The organism is Mesorhizobium sp. CA4 (assembly GCF_020165075.1).
GTDB lineage: Bacteria > Pseudomonadota > Alphaproteobacteria > Rhizobiales > Rhizobiaceae > Mesorhizobium.
On record NZ_JAIUHK010000014.1, the window covers coordinates 24,299 to 40,964 of the forward strand.

The 16,666-nt window shown below is 61.3% G+C and carries 14 protein-coding genes and 1 pseudogene; 7 read left to right on the plus strand and 8 right to left on the minus strand.

Annotation, left to right across the window (positions count from 1 at the left end; translation table 11 throughout):
- Window positions 1-14: 14 nt before the first annotated feature.
- From LB528_RS13645 to LB528_RS13655, 3 genes are read left to right on the plus strand one after another with little or no spacing between them, the layout of a single operon-like run.
- On the plus strand, window positions 15-887 hold the full coding sequence (locus tag LB528_RS13645) for an ABC transporter permease (RefSeq protein WP_224513643.1): 873 nt from the start codon (window positions 15-17) through the stop codon (window positions 885-887).
- Window positions 888-933: 46 nt separating this feature from the next.
- Window positions 934-1,731: an ABC transporter permease gene (locus LB528_RS13650; RefSeq protein ID WP_224513750.1), complete on the plus strand. Its 798-nt coding sequence runs from the start codon at window positions 934-936 to the stop codon at window positions 1,729-1,731.
- Between the two features lie 42 nt (window positions 1,732-1,773).
- Window positions 1,774-3,348 (plus strand): M81 family metallopeptidase, encoded by a 1,575-nt coding sequence (locus LB528_RS13655; RefSeq protein ID WP_224513641.1) that lies wholly within the window; start codon window positions 1,774-1,776, stop codon window positions 3,346-3,348.
- A gap of 18 nt (window positions 3,349-3,366) precedes the next feature.
- Here the strand turns inward: LB528_RS13655 and LB528_RS13660 are convergent, their stop codons facing one another.
- The 5 genes from LB528_RS13660 to traA all read right to left on the minus strand — a co-directional run bounded on the left by LB528_RS13660 (window position 3,367) and on the right by traA (window position 11,776).
- Window positions 3,367-4,275, minus strand: a complete 909-nt coding sequence (locus LB528_RS13660; RefSeq protein ID WP_224513749.1) for a nucleotidyltransferase and HEPN domain-containing protein — start codon at window positions 4,273-4,275, stop codon at window positions 3,367-3,369.
- 596 nt (window positions 4,276-4,871) lie between these two features.
- The gene (locus LB528_RS13665) at window positions 4,872-5,447 is read right to left on the minus strand and encodes a PIN domain-containing protein (protein WP_224715259.1); all 576 of its coding nucleotides are present in this window, start codon (window positions 5,445-5,447) and stop codon (window positions 4,872-4,874) included.
- The gene (locus LB528_RS13670; protein ID WP_224513639.1) at window positions 5,443-5,889 is read right to left on the minus strand and encodes a helix-turn-helix domain-containing protein; all 447 of its coding nucleotides are present in this window, start codon (window positions 5,887-5,889) and stop codon (window positions 5,443-5,445) included. Before LB528_RS13670 ends, LB528_RS13665 begins: the two co-directional genes overlap by 5 nt.
- 424 nt (window positions 5,890-6,313) lie before the next feature.
- Window positions 6,314-6,991, minus strand: a complete 678-nt coding sequence (locus tag LB528_RS13675) for a transposase (protein WP_224513637.1) — start codon at window positions 6,989-6,991, stop codon at window positions 6,314-6,316.
- A gap of 165 nt (window positions 6,992-7,156) precedes the next feature.
- Complete coding sequence (traA, locus tag LB528_RS13680) at window positions 7,157-11,776, minus strand: Ti-type conjugative transfer relaxase TraA (RefSeq protein ID WP_224513635.1); 4,620 nt, start codon at window positions 11,774-11,776, stop codon at window positions 7,157-7,159.
- 220 nt (window positions 11,777-11,996) lie between these two features.
- On the opposite strand from traA, the gene LB528_RS13685 reads away from it, so the two are divergent.
- Genes LB528_RS13685 through traG form a run of 3 tightly spaced genes read left to right on the plus strand, consistent with a single transcriptional unit; the run spans window position 11,997 to window position 14,417 of the window.
- Window positions 11,997-12,284 (plus strand): TraC family protein, encoded by a 288-nt coding sequence (locus LB528_RS13685; RefSeq protein WP_224513747.1) that lies wholly within the window; start codon window positions 11,997-11,999, stop codon window positions 12,282-12,284.
- On the plus strand, window positions 12,274-12,507 hold the full coding sequence (locus LB528_RS13690; RefSeq protein WP_224513634.1) for a conjugal transfer protein TraD: 234 nt from the start codon (window positions 12,274-12,276) through the stop codon (window positions 12,505-12,507). Before LB528_RS13685 ends, LB528_RS13690 begins: the two co-directional genes overlap by 11 nt.
- Window positions 12,504-14,417 carry a Ti-type conjugative transfer system protein TraG gene (traG, locus tag LB528_RS13695; RefSeq protein ID WP_224513633.1) on the plus strand — a complete coding sequence of 638 codons (1,914 nt, stop codon included), beginning with the start codon at window positions 12,504-12,506 and terminating at the stop codon, window positions 14,415-14,417. Before LB528_RS13690 ends, traG begins: the two co-directional genes overlap by 4 nt.
- Here traG and LB528_RS13700 read toward each other — a convergent pair.
- The gene (locus tag LB528_RS13700; protein ID WP_224513632.1) at window positions 14,357-14,839 is read right to left on the minus strand and encodes a hypothetical protein; all 483 of its coding nucleotides are present in this window, start codon (window positions 14,837-14,839) and stop codon (window positions 14,357-14,359) included. The genes traG and LB528_RS13700 overlap by 61 nt on opposite strands.
- Window positions 14,840-15,243: 404 nt before the next feature.
- On the opposite strand from LB528_RS13700, the pseudogene LB528_RS13705 reads away from it, so the two are divergent.
- A pseudogene (locus LB528_RS13705) lies at window positions 15,244-15,501 on the plus strand (WGR domain-containing protein); the annotation flags it as partial.
- A gap of 94 nt (window positions 15,502-15,595) precedes the next feature.
- Here LB528_RS13705 and LB528_RS13710 read toward each other — a convergent pair.
- Both LB528_RS13710 and LB528_RS13715 read right to left on the minus strand, forming a co-directional pair.
- On the minus strand, window positions 15,596-15,766 hold the full coding sequence (locus LB528_RS13710; RefSeq protein WP_224513631.1) for a hypothetical protein: 171 nt from the start codon (window positions 15,764-15,766) through the stop codon (window positions 15,596-15,598).
- Window positions 15,767-16,089: 323 nt separating this feature from the next.
- The gene (locus LB528_RS13715) at window positions 16,090-16,413 is read right to left on the minus strand and encodes a DUF736 domain-containing protein (RefSeq protein ID WP_224513630.1); all 324 of its coding nucleotides are present in this window, start codon (window positions 16,411-16,413) and stop codon (window positions 16,090-16,092) included.
- Window positions 16,414-16,666: the final 253 nt, after the last annotated feature.

The window sequence follows — 16,666 nt, forward strand, 5'->3', positions numbered from 1 at the left end:
CTGCGACACCGGTCATGAGACGCCCCTTTCTTCGCGGCAGTCCAACATCGTCAAGAGAGTATGGGCGAACGCCATCCCTCCTTCTCGTAACGCCGCTTCTTCTGCTCCTTTCTGGCGGGTTTCTCTATCCCGTAGGAAAGCTGTTCTGGGGCAGCATCTTTGCGCCTCAGGCCACGCTCAAGCATTACCTGCGCATCGTCGAGGAGCCGCTATACCTCCTCGTCCTTTGGCGGACGTTCGAGATCGCATTCATCGTCACGGTTCTGGCCCTTCTGCTCGGCTATCCCGTTGCGCTGGCCATGGCACGGGTCTCCGGGCGCGCGGCAACGCTGGTCGGCGCCTGCGTGCTCATACCTTTGTGGACGAGTGTGCTCGTGCGGTCGTATGCGTGGATCGTCCTGCTCCAGCGCAACGGAGTGGTCAACAGCAGCCTCCTTGAGGCTGGATTGATCGAGGCGCCACTGCAGCTCCTTTATACGCGAGGGGCGGTGGTCGTGGCGATGACGCAGGTTCTGCTGCCTTTCATGGTGTTGCCGATCTACTCCGTGGTCAGCAGCATTCCCGACGATCTTACCAGGGCGGCGCGCAATCTCGGCGCCGGCGGTCTCCAGGCTTTCCTTCGAATCACGCTACCCCTGAGCCTCCCTGGGGTCGCGGCTGGCGTGCTCATCACCTTTGTTCTGTCGCTGGGATTCTACATCACGCCGGCGCTCGTCGGCGGGCCCAGCACGCTGATGATGTCGACCTTGATCGGTCAGCAGACGACGGAACTTCTGAATTGGCCATTCGCGGGCGCGCTATCGGTCGTCCTGCTGCTCGCGACACTTTTGCTGGTGGTCGTGTTCCGGCGTGCGTTGGCACTCAACAAGGGGTTCAAACTTGGCTGACGCAGACTTGGTTCTTGCCGAACGCGCAGTTCGAGAAAAGCGCGGCATGCGAAACGGTCCGGCCGTGGTTGTTGCCGCGCTGGCGATCGGGCTAATCCTGTTCTTCCTTCTTCTGCCCACGCTCATCGTCGTCCCGATGTCGATCGGAACCTCGCCCTATATCGAATTTCCGCCACATGGCCTGACGTATAAATGGTACGAGGCGTATTTCAGCGATCCGGACTGGATGGCGGCGACCTGGTTCAGCGTTCGCATTGCCGTGGCCACTACAATTTCGGCTACAGTGATCGGAACGCTTGCCGCTGTCGCCCTGGTTCGGGGCCGCTTGCCGGGCAAAGAGTTCCTGCAGGCGTTGACGTTGGCTCCGCTGATTGTGCCCCATATCGTCATCGCCGTGGCGCTCTATCTTTTCTTCGCTCCCCTCGGCCTGGTGGGGAATTTCTATGGGTTTGTGATAGCCCATTCCATGCTCGCGGTCCCCTATGTGGTGATCACGGTGAGTGCCGCCCTGCAACGCTTCGATGCGAACCTCGAACTTGCAGCGCTCAACTGCGGCGCCACGCGAATACAGGCCTTCTTTCACATCGTGCTGCCGAACATTGTGCCCGGCGTTGCCGCTGGCGCGGTCTTCGCCTTCCTCGCCTCATTCGATGAAGCGACCGTCGCTTTCTTCATTTCGGGCGTCGAGGGCAAGACGATTACCCGCAAAATGTTCGAGGACATTGATTTCAATCTAACACCAGTCATCGCGGCCGTTTCGACTGTTCTGACGCTGGTCTCTCTAGTCCTCATGAGCACGATCGAAATTGCGCGGCGGCGAAGCGACCCTGATCGCCGGGGATGAGGCCTAGGCGGTTGGCTTCTCGCGTCGAGAAGGAGATAAATTGTGCACCCAGCAATGCCATCACGCCGAGCCGACGCACAACGCTGGCCAGACGCGAGCGCGTCGACCCCTCGACGCATTCTTGTTGGACGCCTGTTTCATGAGTCGCACAGTTTCAGCCCGCAGATCACTGCAGGTGAGGCTTTCGAAATCAAGGATGGCGAGGAATTACTTGAACACGCACGGCGCTCTGGAACGACGCTCGGCGGCATCGTCAAGCGGGGAACGGAACTCGGGTACGAGGTGGTGCCGACCGTTTCGGCAGTGGCTCCCCCTGGCGGCCTGTTGGATCATCACTTCTACATTCAGCTCCGGGACACGTTGATAGCTTCGGCTCGCCAGAAACGATATGACGCCATAGCCCTGGAATTGCATGGTGCAATGGCGACGACCGAGCTGCCGGATGCCGACGGCGATCTTCTTGTTCGCTTGCGCGAAGCAGTTGGACCCGATGTCCCGATTGGCATCGGTCTTGACCTGCACGCCCATGTTACGCCGGCCATGCTCCGCTCGGTCGAGATCTGCATTGCGTGCAAGGAAAACCCGCATTCCGATGTGGTTTCGTGTGGCGAGCGGGTCGTCGAATGCCTTACGGCTGTGCTGGATGGGATGTTGGAACCGGTCCTCACGATGGCCAAGGTGCCCATGATCCTGCCTGGAGCCGCCGAGACTGGCGCCGGCCCGCTCGCCGAGCTCCACGCACGTGCGCGGGCCATCGCCGCGGCCCATCCGGAGATCTGGGACATATCTCTGTTCAATGTCTACCCCTACTCGGATGACGAGGACATGGGGCAAGCGATTGTCGTGCTGACGCATGGTCCGAGCCAGCTTGCGCAAGCAGCGGCAGCGGAACTCGCCCAGCGTTTCTGGGCCTGGCGCGAGCGCTTCCGAGATAGTCTTCCCGCGATCGACGAGGCGCTTGATGTCGTTGCGCGAGTCTCTGGCCGGCGTCCGTACATCCTCGCTGACATGGGCGATCGGGTTCTGGCAGGGGCGCCCGGCGACAGCACGGCCATCCTCGAGCACGCGCTGGATCGAGGCGGCTGTCTTCGTGGCGCTGTTCCCGTTACGGATCCGACAAGCGTCGAAGCAGCTGCGAAGGCTGGCACAGGCACTCGAGTTACGCTCGACATAGGCGGGCGGCTCACGCCAGGTTTCGCGCCTCTCAGCGTTTGCGGGGTGGTTGCATCAATTACCGACGGTCGCTTTGTAATAAAGGGCCCGTTCGGTGCCGGCGAAGAAACGTCGCTCGGCCGCACTGCGGTGTTGGTTATCGATGACCGGCTGAGCATCATGCTGACGAGCAAGCCGGGCTTCACGCATGATCCGGCGGCGTTTGCGAGCCAGGGCATCGATATGGCCAGCCGGGATTTCGTCGTCGTGAAATCTGGATATCACTTCAAACTGAATTTCGCCGGGATCGGGACACCGCTCGGTGTCGCGACGCCGGGGATCGGGTACTACACTCCCGGGCTGCTGCACTGGAAAAGAGCGCGGATCTGGCCTGAACACGAGGTCCCTGAACCTCAAATCAGGGCTGTCGTATACTGCAGGTCTGTCGAAGCGCACGCTGGATGAGAGCAGAGAGCTGAGGCGTCAGCCATCCGCGACTTCCTTCAACCGTGCCAGATGAGCACGACAGACCTCTTCGACAAGCCTGTGGAGTTCGCCGGTACGCTCGCCGAGCCAAACGAGGGCTTCTTCGCTGATCGCGTAATGCTTGGAATACCGCGCTTTGACATACGCCTCGTTCAGCGTGTTGAACCAGGCACGATAGCGTTGCTGGTCGCGCGGCCAAGCTTCGGCAAGTCGTCGTTCCCGCTCTTCCGCCAAGGCCCGCAGGAAGGACAACTTGTGCGACGGCGGGCTGTAGTTGGTCAGCACCAACAGAAGTGCGGCGTAGGTGTTCTCAATCGCCTGATGCAGCTCGAAAGCGGCGTGCTTATAATCTTTCTCGCGAAGGCAAAAATCGAACACTCTCATGAATGACTTGGTTTGCTGAAGTCGTTCGTCGAAGTGCTCTTTCGCAGTGTCATAAGCGTCCTTCGGAGTGAGCGGCCGGGGATCGGCCAGCGGCTCGTCGTCCAGCTCGTAAAGCACGATCCCATCGCGTCGGATGTCAGTGAAAAAATACTGCCCCTCGCGCAGTGCTGTATTCACCTCGCGTCGCGAATGTACGATGAAATTTGTAGGCGTGTTCACGCCCCGATCGCGATCGAGGCGATCCTTTGCTTTGTACCAATAGGCGAAGTCGGCCAGCTTGCGATTATTCACGACGATCAACAGGTCGTAGTCCGAGCGGTAGCCTTTCATCGTATGCGGCTCGTCGACCCAATCGCCACGGGCGTACGAGCCGAACAGGACCGTCTTGAGAATACGACCCTTCTTCTTGAATTCGCTCGAACTGTCCGCCAGCGCATCCTCGAACTCCTCATGGAGGATATCCATGATGCGACCCAGTTCGCGCTGCTTCTTCTCAGGCAAATGATCGATGCTGGTCTTCATCATCGACGCTGAAATCCTAATGTTTTATTGATCAGGGATGCGTCCCCGATCCATTTCATTGCAGTGCTAACGGAAGGTGGCGGGCAACGGCAATGGCCATTTCTGACCACTGAACGTTGCCTGATTTGGGCCGAGCTACACAACCCTTGCTCGCTGAATCGCACAGCTCGAAACCGTGCAGCCAGGCTGTTTCCACCCCGACATGTCCCATGTGAGGAATTTCCATACGAGCTCTTTCAATTTTGCTCCAAGATGCTCATCGGCTGACGCCGCGCGCGCGGTCCATGACGCGCCTCTGCCGCTCAGAAATCGTAGCTCGCCTGACCGGCCTACCGGGTGACTGCAGAACACAGGCCGTATCGTTCGCACGAGCATTCACGCAATTGCTGACAGTGACTTTGATCGATCGAAAGCCGCTTTCGTCGTGCGGCGGCGAACGAGACGCAGGAGTTCATCCGCCGGCATGAGCATCGAGAGCGCCGCTTCGGTAATTGTCCAACAACAACGGAGCTCGATTCTGCGCAAGTTGGCTAGATCGGCAGTGCCGGCTGGCATGCGAGACACTATGCAGATGCGCCGGGCTCGCTTCTGGAGGGCTAAATGACGGAAGCGTAGTGTCGGAGTTCGGCTACGGTTTTGGTGAGTCCTTGCCGTTCAAGGGTGTCGAGGTATTCCTCTGCCGTTCTAGGGGGATTTTTCAAGCGCGCGCGACACCGTTGTGCTGCCACAACAACGGCGGCTGTATTCAGGCCAAATTGGTGGAACAGAAATTCATCCGGGTGCAGGAGCTCTAGCTGGTACTTGGCAAGATAGTCTCGCGGAAAGTCTTTTAGGTTGAACGTGATGATGGCGTCACATGCCGCGTGGATGGCGGCCGCAAGAACGTGTCTGTCATCACCGTCAGGTAGCTTCACACCTTCAATCAAGTCCTCATAGCCTTCAACGGTACAGTCAGGCACCGCTTGGTTCATCAGTTGCTTTGTCCGCAAAAGCTGTTCCAGCTTGAGGTCTTCACGATCCTTAAGGACGTTGCGGATCCATTCGTCGTGGATTTTTTCAGTCCATTTCGCACGAAACAGCCCTCCCGCTGCAAGCTCCATCAGGAAGTCTCGCAGCGGGGCTGGGTACAATACACAAGCGTCGAGAATGACCGTGTAACTGGATTTCCTAATAGCCCATCCCCAACTCCTGCGCTTGGGCCGCGAGTTCGTCCATCACGCGCTGGCGCTCCTCCTCAGTTGACTTACGGAAGGCCTCCAAATCGCGGAATTTTACCCGTCGATGAGTTCCTACCATATGGAACTTCACCTTACCCTCCTCGAGGAGACGAACAAGATAAGGTCGTGACACGTTCAGGTAGTCAGCAGCTTCCTGAGTGGTCAGTTCGGCATGGATTGGAAATAGGGTAACGGCGTTACCCTGGGCCATTTCAGTCAGCAAATGATAAAGGAGATCATTCACTGCCTTAGGCAGGCGCAGCATCTCTCCGCCATCCACTTGTACGCGCAATTCCGCGCCTTCGTGTTTAGCTCTAGAAAGCTGGCGGCTGGCCTGCGCAGCCAATTCGGCATCGTCGGCCGAAGGCAATATCGGTCGTTCGAGCAGCGTAGTCATGGTCGTCTTCCCTATGTTTCACGGATATAGCACCGCGAATCAGCAATCGCAATATCCGAAATAACCGAAACAAGTGAACGAACCGTCACCCCTTTTGTTCCTATCCTATGGTCGTCCGACCTGACCGCCCTATCGGGTAGAACCTTTGCATAAAAGTGTCTGGCGGAACGTCCACTCTCGAGCAGCATCGGGTGAGGGGCGGTGGGCACGCCGAAAATTGCCCTCGTTCGCGACCGCAAGGAAGACCCGAAGATGGCGCAGTTCGATCGACACTTTTGCTTCTCTCTGCCCGCTACTCCTGCAGAATGCGAACGACGGCCGTTACCCCGCGCTCCGTTGAGCGCCAGTTTGACGCGATCACTATGAATGGGCCAAAAGACCGGCCCGGCGTGGCACCGCTCGTTTTAGGCCCGAAAGCTCCACCTTACTGCAGCCCCAGCCTTTTCTTTAGCTCTGCGTTTTCCTTGCGCAGGCGTCCCGCAAGCAGATTCCTCAGCCGCTTGTTTTCTTCCTCGAGCGCCAGAAGATCCTTGAGATCGTCACCGGCTTGCGCAGGTGCGGCAGCTTTCTTCTTCCATTGATAATAGGTCTGCTCCGATGTGCCTGCCTGCTCTACGGCGCTTCTGAGAGTGGCGCCGCCACTAATCAGCTTTTCGATCTGGCTGAGTTTTTGCGCACGCTGCTCCGCGGAATAGACCTTACGGGCAAGTCGAACGGGTTGCGGTGTTTTAACTTCGATTGACGGTGTGGCGCCATTCTTACGGGCAGTTTCCCTAGTTTCTGCCTTTGCGTTTCGCGGGCGCCGGGTTTTCTTCTTGTCGCCTGGCGTCGCAACGCCTTTCGCGGCGGCCTCTACTGATTCAGCTTGTTCAGGATCTACCATGTGACGCTCCGCCTCTTCTTTTTGAACCGGTTCAGCATTAACGGCCACGAAATTGGAGTCAATAAGCTCTCGGCTCGGCTCATTGATCTCCTCGAGTTTCCTTGCTGTCTCGGCGAAAGCTGTTGACAGATCGACACCAGCCCAAATGGAATGACTGCCTTTTTGATGGCTGCGCTTCTGTCTGACTTCGACAATGAACGGTCTGGGCTGACGCCTCATAAGTCCTTCCTTATTTATACGAGCTGCAATAGAAGCCACTTGCTGAATATGATTGGCGTCTCAGGCGCTTCCATTGCGGGCGCGGAGCTTTACCGGAAGAGGGCTAGTGTGAGCAAGGGGTCTCGCCCGCCCCACAAACTTAGACTTCTCTTTTCTCCAAGATGCTCATCGGGTGACGCCGTGGGCGCGGTCGATAACGCGCCGCTGCCGCTCGGAAATAATTTCCTGGCTGCTTTGCGTGCGAACCGTCTGCTGCAGGACCTGCAGCCGATCCCGCATGGCCTGAAATGCGCTGCGCTGCGCCGGCGCCACGCGATTGATGGCGTCCTTTTCGCCGCGCAGGATCGCATTAAGACCAAAGCGCTCGTCGAGCGCCCGACTGACCATGGCGAATTCCTGGACAACGCGCCGATCGATCGAACCTGCGGCGACGTCTTGCTGGGCGACATTCTGCTTCCTCGCCGCCACCAGTTGCCTGAGCGCGTCCTCCGCCGCTTGCGACAGGCCGGGAATGGCGACCGCCATGCGCCGGCGCTCTTCGGTGATGGCCTGGATTTCGCTATCGAAAGCGGAGGCATAGGAGGCGCCGAGCGAACGCACACGGCTCGCCGCTTCCGGCACGGCCTGGAGCGCTTGCTTGCGTTCCCGGCCGACGGCGAGCAGGCGATCCATCATCCGATCGGTTCCGCGCAGCGCGCCGTAGGCGGCGGGATCGTTGCTGACGGCCGCCGCGATCCGCTCGCCGGCAAAGCCTTTCACGACAAGCTCCTCGATCTTGCCGACCGCGCCGGCGGTATTACGCCAGATGCGCGTCGCCGTTTCGGCGAGCGCGGCGCGATGATGAAGATAATGCGGGGCTGCGAGCGCCCTGCCCCGCGCCTCCTCTTCCACCGGCGTCTTGAACTCCGTGACGGCGGCCAGAATCGGCAAGAGGGCAATCGCCTCCTTGCCCGGTGCGACGCTGGCGCCGGCGACAATCCTGGAGCGATCCTGCCGTTCGGCCACATGCTGCTCCTCGGCAAACCGCCGAACGACGGCGAAGAGCCGGGCGAGCTTCTCGCGGCGATCGGGAGTAAGATCTTCCGGCATACGCTCGACCATGTTGCGATCAGCAGCAGCATCCGCCTTCGCGGTGAAAGCGCTCCAGCCGAAGCGTGCCGTCAGCGCATCGTTGAGAACTTTGACCTCCTGGACTAGAAGGCGATCCTCGACGGCATAGGCGAAGGCCGCCTTGTAGGCGTCGTCCCCACCGCGCTCGCGGATCGCCTCGATTTCGACCAGACGCGCCATGGCCGGCTTCGAGAGTGCCGGGATCGACAAGGACATATGCGCGCGGCGCTGCTCCTCGCGGATGCCGAAGCGCTCCGCCTGCCGGCGGAACTCGGTGGCATGGGCGCGAGCGAGCGGCAACAATTCCGACAGGGCGGCCTTGGCTGCGTTCCGCTCATCGCGAGCAGCACGGCCATCGACGATCCGATCGGACCCCAGCAGGCGGCCGAGCTTCTCGGGCACGCTTGCCAGATGATCAGCAAGTCTGCGTGGCTCGATTGTCGCGTCTGATGCCAGCGCGGCCAGCGCCGAAAGGGCATGATCGGGATCGCGATAGATCTTCTCCAGCAGCGGCCGCAGGATGGCTTCCCGCTCCTTCCACCGTTCCGAGACAAGCTGCGCGCGGCGCGAATCTTCGTCGACGCTGCGGGCGAACGCGACGGTCGGCGCAATCAGATATTGTCCAGCCGACGGAACTTCTGCCGTGAGCGATTCGCTGCGTGCCTCGTTGTAGGAAACACTCCGTTCCCGCTCGATCGCGAAGCCCAGCGCGACGCTCGCACGCTCCCAAAGCTTTGCCACCTGCCCGCGCCGTTCCGCAATCCATGCCAGCCGCCGGGAAACTCGCTCCTCCATCCCGGCCACGACGCCGGCGAGCGTGTCGATGCCGCGTCGCCGCGCAAAATCCCGCGCATGCGCCCGGTAGCCTTCCTCGCTTTCGAAATCGAGCGTCGTCGTCTTGGCGCCGGACCGGCCAAGGCGCTCGACCAGTTGTCTGAAGAGGTCCGGCCGACGACTTTCCCGCTCGATCCTCTCCCGCCGTACGTCGGCGGCTTCGACCTGTTCCGCGGTCCAGACGTTGCGCTCGACCTCGCGTTCCTCGAAGCGCTTCTCGCCCGCCTTTTCATCGATGACGGGCACTTTCACCTTGACGGTTTCGACAACGTCCTTGCGGAGCGTGACGGTGTCACCGGTCGAGGCGCCAGCCTCGGCGAGCGCCTTCGGCAGGCTGACGCCCCAGACGCGATAGATGGCTCCGTCATCGACCCCCACATCGGCATAAGGGCTCTCCTTGGAGTCCTCAACCTGCGGTCGGAACTTCGCCTGACCGGTCTCGACCAGCTCGCCAGTGACGCCGGCGGCGTGATCGACACGCGCCTTTCCTCCCCATTCCTGCTTCGGCGCAAAATCTTCCCGCGCCGCGTAGAGGTCGGCGCGATCGCGATGGCGGGTCATCGACACATAGGTCAGATGCTGGTCCATCATGCCGGTGGCCAGCACGAAGGTCCGGCCGACGGTCGCGCCTTGGGACTTGTGGATGGTCGTGGCATAGCCGTGATCGATGTTGCGATAGCTATGCTGGCTGATGACGAGGTCGCGGCCGTTGTCGAGACGGACGGTCAACAGCGTATCGCCGCGCTTGTCGCCGGTGGAAACGACTGTGCCGAGCATGCCGTTTTTCACATATTGCGGCCCAAGCCGTTTTGCCCTGGGTTCGAGGAAACGGGCATTTTCCAGGAAGAGGATCCGATCGCCCGTGGCGAATTCACGAAGCCCGCGCGCCGTCTGGAATTCGCGCGCCTCCGTCAGGGCGCCCTCCTCCATCATCACCTTGCGCAGGGATTCGTTGAGACGTCTTACATCCTCGTTGGTGTGCGCCAATACAAGCAGTTCGTCGCCACGAAGACGGGGCGCATCCTCGCCATCGGCAGATTTCTGAAGCAGGTCGCGGCGCGCGTCGATCCAATCGGCGACGATACGCTCGACGAGGTCGGCACGGGTTTCGGCCTCGACCAGGCGGCCCTGCTGTGCATAGGCATCAAGGCCCTCTTCGACCTTGCCACGGGCGAAGAGACGCGAGGCCTCGCGCGCCCATTGTTCGCGCTGGCGGCGCACGCCGGCAAGTTCGGCGAAACCGATCCGCTCGCTGATCGCCCGGAACGCTGCGCCTGCCTGGATCGGCTGAAGCTGCATGGCGTCACCGACCAAAATGGCCTTCGCACCGGCGTCCTCAACGGCCTTGAGCACGCGCGCCATCTGCTGCGAGGAGATCATGCCGGCCTCGTCGATGACAAGCACATCGCCGCGTTTGAGCTGTCCATGCCCACTAGCCCATGCCAGTTCCCAGGATGCCAGCGTGCGCGACCTGATGCCGGAACTGTCCTCCAGTGCCTCCGCCGCCTTGCCGGCAAGGGCTGCACCGATCACCCGGCGTCCCTCCCCTTCCCAGGCGACCCGCGCCGCCGCGAGAAGCGTCGACTTGCCCGCGCCGGCAAGACCTACGACGGCTCCGATGGCGTTGTCGCGGGTCACATGGCGAACGGCATCGACTTGCTCGGGATCGAGGCGAAACGGTTTCTGCGAATCCTGTGTTTCGACCTTTTCGATCGCTGCCGCGACAGCAAGATCAGGGACAGCGAAGCCCCGCCGTTCGGACAAAACCTGCGCCGACTGCGCCATGTCATATTCGATGCGCAGGATATCTCTTGTGGTGAAGACGGCCGGTTCGGAAACCTTGCCGGTCTCGCTATCGACCTGCTGCGGCTTAAGCAGCACCAGATCGTCCGAGGCCATCAGCCGGGCACGGATATTGGCGAAATCCGCCGGATCGTCGACGTAGCGATGCAGCGCCTTGGCGATATCCCTCTCATCAAAGGTGGAGCGTTCATTGGCGAGCTGCTTCAAAAGAAGCTCAGGATCGGCAAGCAGCCGGTCGGCCATTTCTTGCCGGCGTGCCAGATCGGCCGGCGCGAAATACATCTCGATGCCCCTGCGGGCGAGCGCCGCCTTCTCCGGGCCAAGGTGTTTCTGCGCAATGCCGTCGAGACCCTGCTCGGCATAGGAGCGTCCGTCGAGGCGGATCTCGTGGCCGGCAATCGCCAGATGCCGGCTGGCGGTTTCGGCCCAGGCGATCTTCCACGCCTTCATGGTCTCCTTGTCGCCGGCCCAGAGCTTGTAGACGATCTTGCCGTTCGGCCGGCCGGGCGTGACGACGCGCAGCGGCTCGCCTTCTTCGCCGAGCACCGGCACCTTCTTCGGCCCGAAGCCCTCGGCCGTTATCGGCCGCAAGGCGGTCATCAGGTGGATGTGCGGATTGCCGTCCTTGTCGTGAAACACCCAGTCGGCGACCATGCCCTTGGCCGTAAAATTGTCCCGGACAAACTCGCGCACCAAGGCGATGTTTTCGGCCCGGGTCAATTCCTCCGGCAAGGCGATGATCAGTTCGCGGGCAAGCTGCGCGTCCGCTCGGGTCTCGAAGGCATCGACCGCATTCCAGAACGCTTCGCTGGCGGCCGCAACGGTCTTCCCGTCTATGGCGGTCTTCAGCCAGGCGGGAATGTCGTCCGGCAGCGCCAGCTCTTCATGCACCAGCTCGGACGCGCCGCCGCGATAGCTGAAGGACGTGCCTGCCTGTTCGTCCATCATCCGGGCGCGATGGCGATAGGCGGCGGCCGAGACGATGCTGCGTCCCGCTCCCCTGCCGATCACCTGCGCTCTGACGAACATGATCGCCACTGTCGTCTCCAGACCTTCCGGGCACGTCGCGCCAGCGACGTATATTGCGCCCTCAAACCAATCGAACCGCAGGGTCGATGCCGCTTTTCCAGAAGGCGGCCGATCGCCGGATTCCGGCTGCGACGTTTTCGGGATGAGGCAAACTTGCCTATCTTACTATCAGTTTCTAGATAGTATAGTCACCGTCGTTCAGATTGCTCGAACCGACAAGGACACCGGCATGGCTGCAAAATCATCGATTTCCGACATCGACGCCCAGATCGAGAAACTGCGCGAGCGCAGGCGAACAGTGATCGCCAAATCCGCCGAGCGCTTTGCGCGTGCCGCGACAAAATCGGGTCTGGCGGAAATGGAGATCTCCGACGAGGAGCTCGACGCGGTCTTCGAGGAGATCACTGCCCGATTTCGCAAAGCGGAGAAGAAAGGGGCTACCGGTCCAACTGCTTCGCCGCGTCGATCAGCAGTTAGCGGGTCTGGAACGGCGGCGGAGGTTTCTCATGACGGTTGACCGCAAGCGCGAGGCCCGCGAAAAATTCCTGCTCGGCGGCATCGTCGTCAGGGCGGGCCTGTCGAAGGCGGACCGGGCATTTCTGCTCGGAGGTCTTCTTGAGCTGGCAGGCGTCACGCCGGGTTCGGCCGAGCATCGACGGCTGCGCGATCTCGGCGAGGTTGCTTTCAAGGTTCCTGCACCTGATGCTGGTTTCCGGCTGAGCATGGAGACTCCGGCATGACCGTGGAGGCAAAACCGCATCCGAGCCTGTTGCTCGTCCTCGTGCCGATCGCCATCAGCGCTTTCGCCGTTTATGTGGTTGGGTGGCGCTGGCCGGAACTGGCAGCGGGCATGTCAGGCAAGACCGAGTATTGGTTCCTGCGGGCGTCGCCCGTGCCGGCGCTTTTGTTCGGGCCGCTTGCCGGCCTGTTGGCCGTTTGGGCGTTGCCATTGCACCGGCGCAGGCCGGTCGCGATGGCGAGCCTCGTCTGCTTTCTGATGGTGGCCGGCTTTTACGCGCTGCGCGAATTCGGCAGGCTGGCCCCGTCGGTAGAAGGCGGCGCGGTGTCGTGGGACCAGGCGCTGTCCTATCTCGACATGGTTGCCGTCATCGGCGCGATCGCCGGCTTCATGGCGGTGGCGGTTGCCGCACGCATTTCCACCGTCGTTCCCGAACCGGTGAAACGCGCCAGGCGCGGCACCTTCGGAGACGCGGACTGGCTGCCGATGCCAGCGGCGGCAAAACTGTTTCCGCCTGATGGCGAGATCGTCGTCGGCGAGCGCTACCGTGTCGACAAGGAAATCGTCCATGAGCTGCCGTTCGATCCGAACGACCCGGCGACATGGGGGCAAGGCGGCAAGGCGCCACTGCTCACCTACAAGCAGAATTTCGATTCCACCCATATGCTCTTCTTCGCCGGGTCGGGCGGCTACAAGACCACAAGCAATGTCGTGCCGACGGCGCTGCGCTACACCGGGCCGCTGATCTGCCTCGACCCCTCCACCGAGGTCGCGCCGATGGTGGCCGAGCACAGAACCCGCGCGCTCGGCCGCGAGGTGATGGTGCTCGATCCGACGAACCCGGTCATGGGCTTCAACGTGCTCGACGCGATTGGGACCTCGCGTCAGAAGGAAGAAGATATTGTCGGCGTCGCGCATATGCTGCTGTCGGAAAGCGTACGCTTCGAAAATTCAACCGGCTCCTACTTCCAGAACCAGGCGCATAATCTCCTGACCGGGTTTCTCGCCCATGTGATGCTGTCGCCCGACTATGCCGGCCGGCGCAATTTGCGCAGCCTGAGGCAGATCGTTTCCGAGCCGGAGCCCTCGGTGCTGGCAATGCTGCGCGACATCCAGGAGCATTCCGCGTCCGCCTTCATTCGCGAGACCCTCGGCGTCTTCACCAACATGACCGAGCAGACGTTCTCGGGCGTGTATTCAACCGCATCGAAGGATACGCAATGGTTGTCGCTTGACAGCTACGCGGCGCTTGTCTGCGGCAACGCGTTCCGGTCGAGCGACATCGTATCGGGCAAAAAGGACGTTTTCCTCAATATCCCGGCATCGATCCTGCGCTCCTATCCCGGCATTGGCCGTGTGATCATCGGCTCGCTGGTCAACGCCATGATCCAGGCCGACGGTGGCTTCAGGCGCCGGGCGCTGTTCATGCTCGATGAGGTCGATCTGCTCGGATACATGCGCGTGCTGGAGGAGGCCCGCGACCGTGGCCGCAAATACGGCATCAGCATGATGCTGATGTACCAGTCCGTCGGGCAGATGGAGCGGCATTTTGGCAAAGACGGCGCGACGTCGTGGATCGACGGATGCGCCTTCGCAAGCTACGCCGCGATCAAGGCGCTCGACACGGCGCGCAACGTCTCGGCGCAATGCGGGGAAATGACGGTCGAGGTGAAGGGGAGCTCGCGCAACATCGGCTGGGACGTGAAAAACGCCAGCTCGCGCAAATCCGAGAGTGTGAACTTCCAGCGTCGGCCGCTGATCATGCCGCACGAGATCACCCAATCCATGCGCAAGGACGAGCAGATCATCATCGTGCAGGGCCACAGTCCGATCCGCTGCGGCCGTGCGATCTATTTCCGGCGCAAGGAGATGAACGAGGCGGCCAAGGCCAATCGCTTCGTCAAGCCGTGAGCACCATCAAGGTCGCGGAAAACGTCAGCGCCAGTGGCGACGGCGATGGCGTTCGAACGGATCGGTCTCACCCGGTGGCGTGCACCAGTCGACAATTTCGCATAGCCCGTGGCAATGCCGACGACGCCGATCGCCATCAGGAGAATGGCCCAGAACGGGATCCCGTTCGCGGCTTCGGGTTTCACGAAGGCCGCGATCGAGAGCGGAACCATGACGAGCCCGGCAGGGACAAGCAGATTGACGACAGGGCGGAACATGCAGAGCGCAAGAAAGGACAGATGCCACGCGCAGTAAAATACGGTCACCACGCTTCCGACGACGATGGTGCCAAGCAGGCGGGCGAAAAGCCGTAGCAAGCAAAGACCCGGGTTTGTTCGTCCAACCCGAAGGTCCTTGCCGGCAGCAGGCTGAATTTCGCTCATCGTGCCACCTCGCTTGATCGCTTGCGCTGGTCCTGTCGGTTGGCCGACTGAGCCAAACTATCGAGAATGCGAGAGTCTAAATCGCAAGAGAGATCAAAGCAAGAACAGGTCGCACGTGGGATCTGCCAGGACTCGGGGGCGCGGGAGCCCTTATAGCGAAGCGAAGCGGCCGGTCGACGCCGGCCCGCGCTCGCCAGCGAAAGGGATCGTAACCGGAGGCGGAGACCGCGCAGCGGGCTCCGTGAGCGACGCGAAGCCGAGCGAATAGAGCCCGGCCGCCGGAGGCGGTTCGCCGAAACCGGCTTTGAGAGGACGGGCAATCCATCACGAAAACGAATCGCTGCGCGACAAACGATTCATAAGTGTCGTTGGACGGGCATTTGCCGATCAGCGATTCTTGTCCCATGCTCGCTCAGCCCTATCGGCTTTATGTCGAACGCACGGACGCCGCTCGAAACATGGCGCGCTTCTATGCGCTTGCCATCGAAACGACCTTGTTCGGCACTCCCTGCCTGACACGCCGTTGGGGGCGCATCGGCTGCGGCGGACAGTCGATGGTTCATCACTTCGACCGGGAGGAAGAGGCCGTGTCGATGTTTCTCGAGCTGCTGCGGGCAAAGAGGGCGCGTGGATACAAGACCAGACCGTCCGCGCCTGATGGGCGCAGGAGAGCGATGCCTGGCGAAGCGAAGCTTCTGGTTTGCCACCCCGGTCGATCCGGGGGTGGCAAACCGGGCGTTCAGGCAAAAGCCTCCCTCAGTGGGGAGGCTCGGCCTCGATCCCGGCGTCCTGTGCGGTGATCGCCGCCTCCAGTTCCGCTTGGGCCTGCGCCAGTTCCGCCTCCATCCAGCGACGCTCGTCGCGGTAGACGGCATTGCGCAGCTCGGCCCGCAGTTCCTCGATGTGCTGTTCGATGGAAATCGTCATGGTCGTCATCTCCTTTGTTGATGTGAAAGATGACGCGCGCGGGCCGTGAGGATCGGGTCGGGTCAAGGATCGCGTAGCGACCGCCGGAGGCGGCGAGCGGGGGAGCCGAAATTCGTAGAATTTTGGGGGGACCGCTCGTCCTTGACGCGGCACGAGTGCCTCATGGCAGACTTGGCGTTCTGAGCAGAAAGGTCCTCGCCCGTGTGGCAACGAGAAGGAGCGAAATCGGGCTCGATGCCCGCTTTCGCTCCAACGACCGCGGAACGACCCTGACATTGAGCGGCGAAACCGGCCCCGATTGCTCGGGGCCGGTTGCTTGCCGTTCAGTTCGGGTTGTTCCAGAGGATCACCTTCTTGCTCGGATCGCCGCCTGGGGCGGGAGCGAGGTTGCCGAAGATCACGCCGATCTCCGGGGCTTCCAGCTTCACCGAAAGGTATTCCTCGCCGGTCTGGCGGGCGATGCGGTTCCACCCCGCGCCGATCTCGAAGCCGGTCCGGCGGTGGATGACGCGGAAGTCGGGGGCTTCGTCGCTTGCCTTCTGGCCGTTCGGGACGATGGCGATCGGGGCGTTGACCCGGATAGTGGCGAAGACGCCTTCGAGAGAGCCGTCGGTCTTCTGCGTCAGGGTTGCGATCGTGGTGGCCATGGTTCTGTCTCCTTCGGTTGCTCGGGACCATTCCCGATGGCGCACGAAGAGACGGCCGATCTGCTGCGGTCAGCTCGGCCGAAAATTTTGCAAAATTCTATTTTCCGCCAGGACAAAGAAACCGAAATCGAATTTTGCAAAAATTTCGGGCGAGTCTTACCCCGTCAGGGGTTGGCCGCAAAAGCAGACGGTCGTCTATACGAGCGACATAACGGGAATGGTTCGGGGCAGCCGAAGGGAGCGAATACCCATT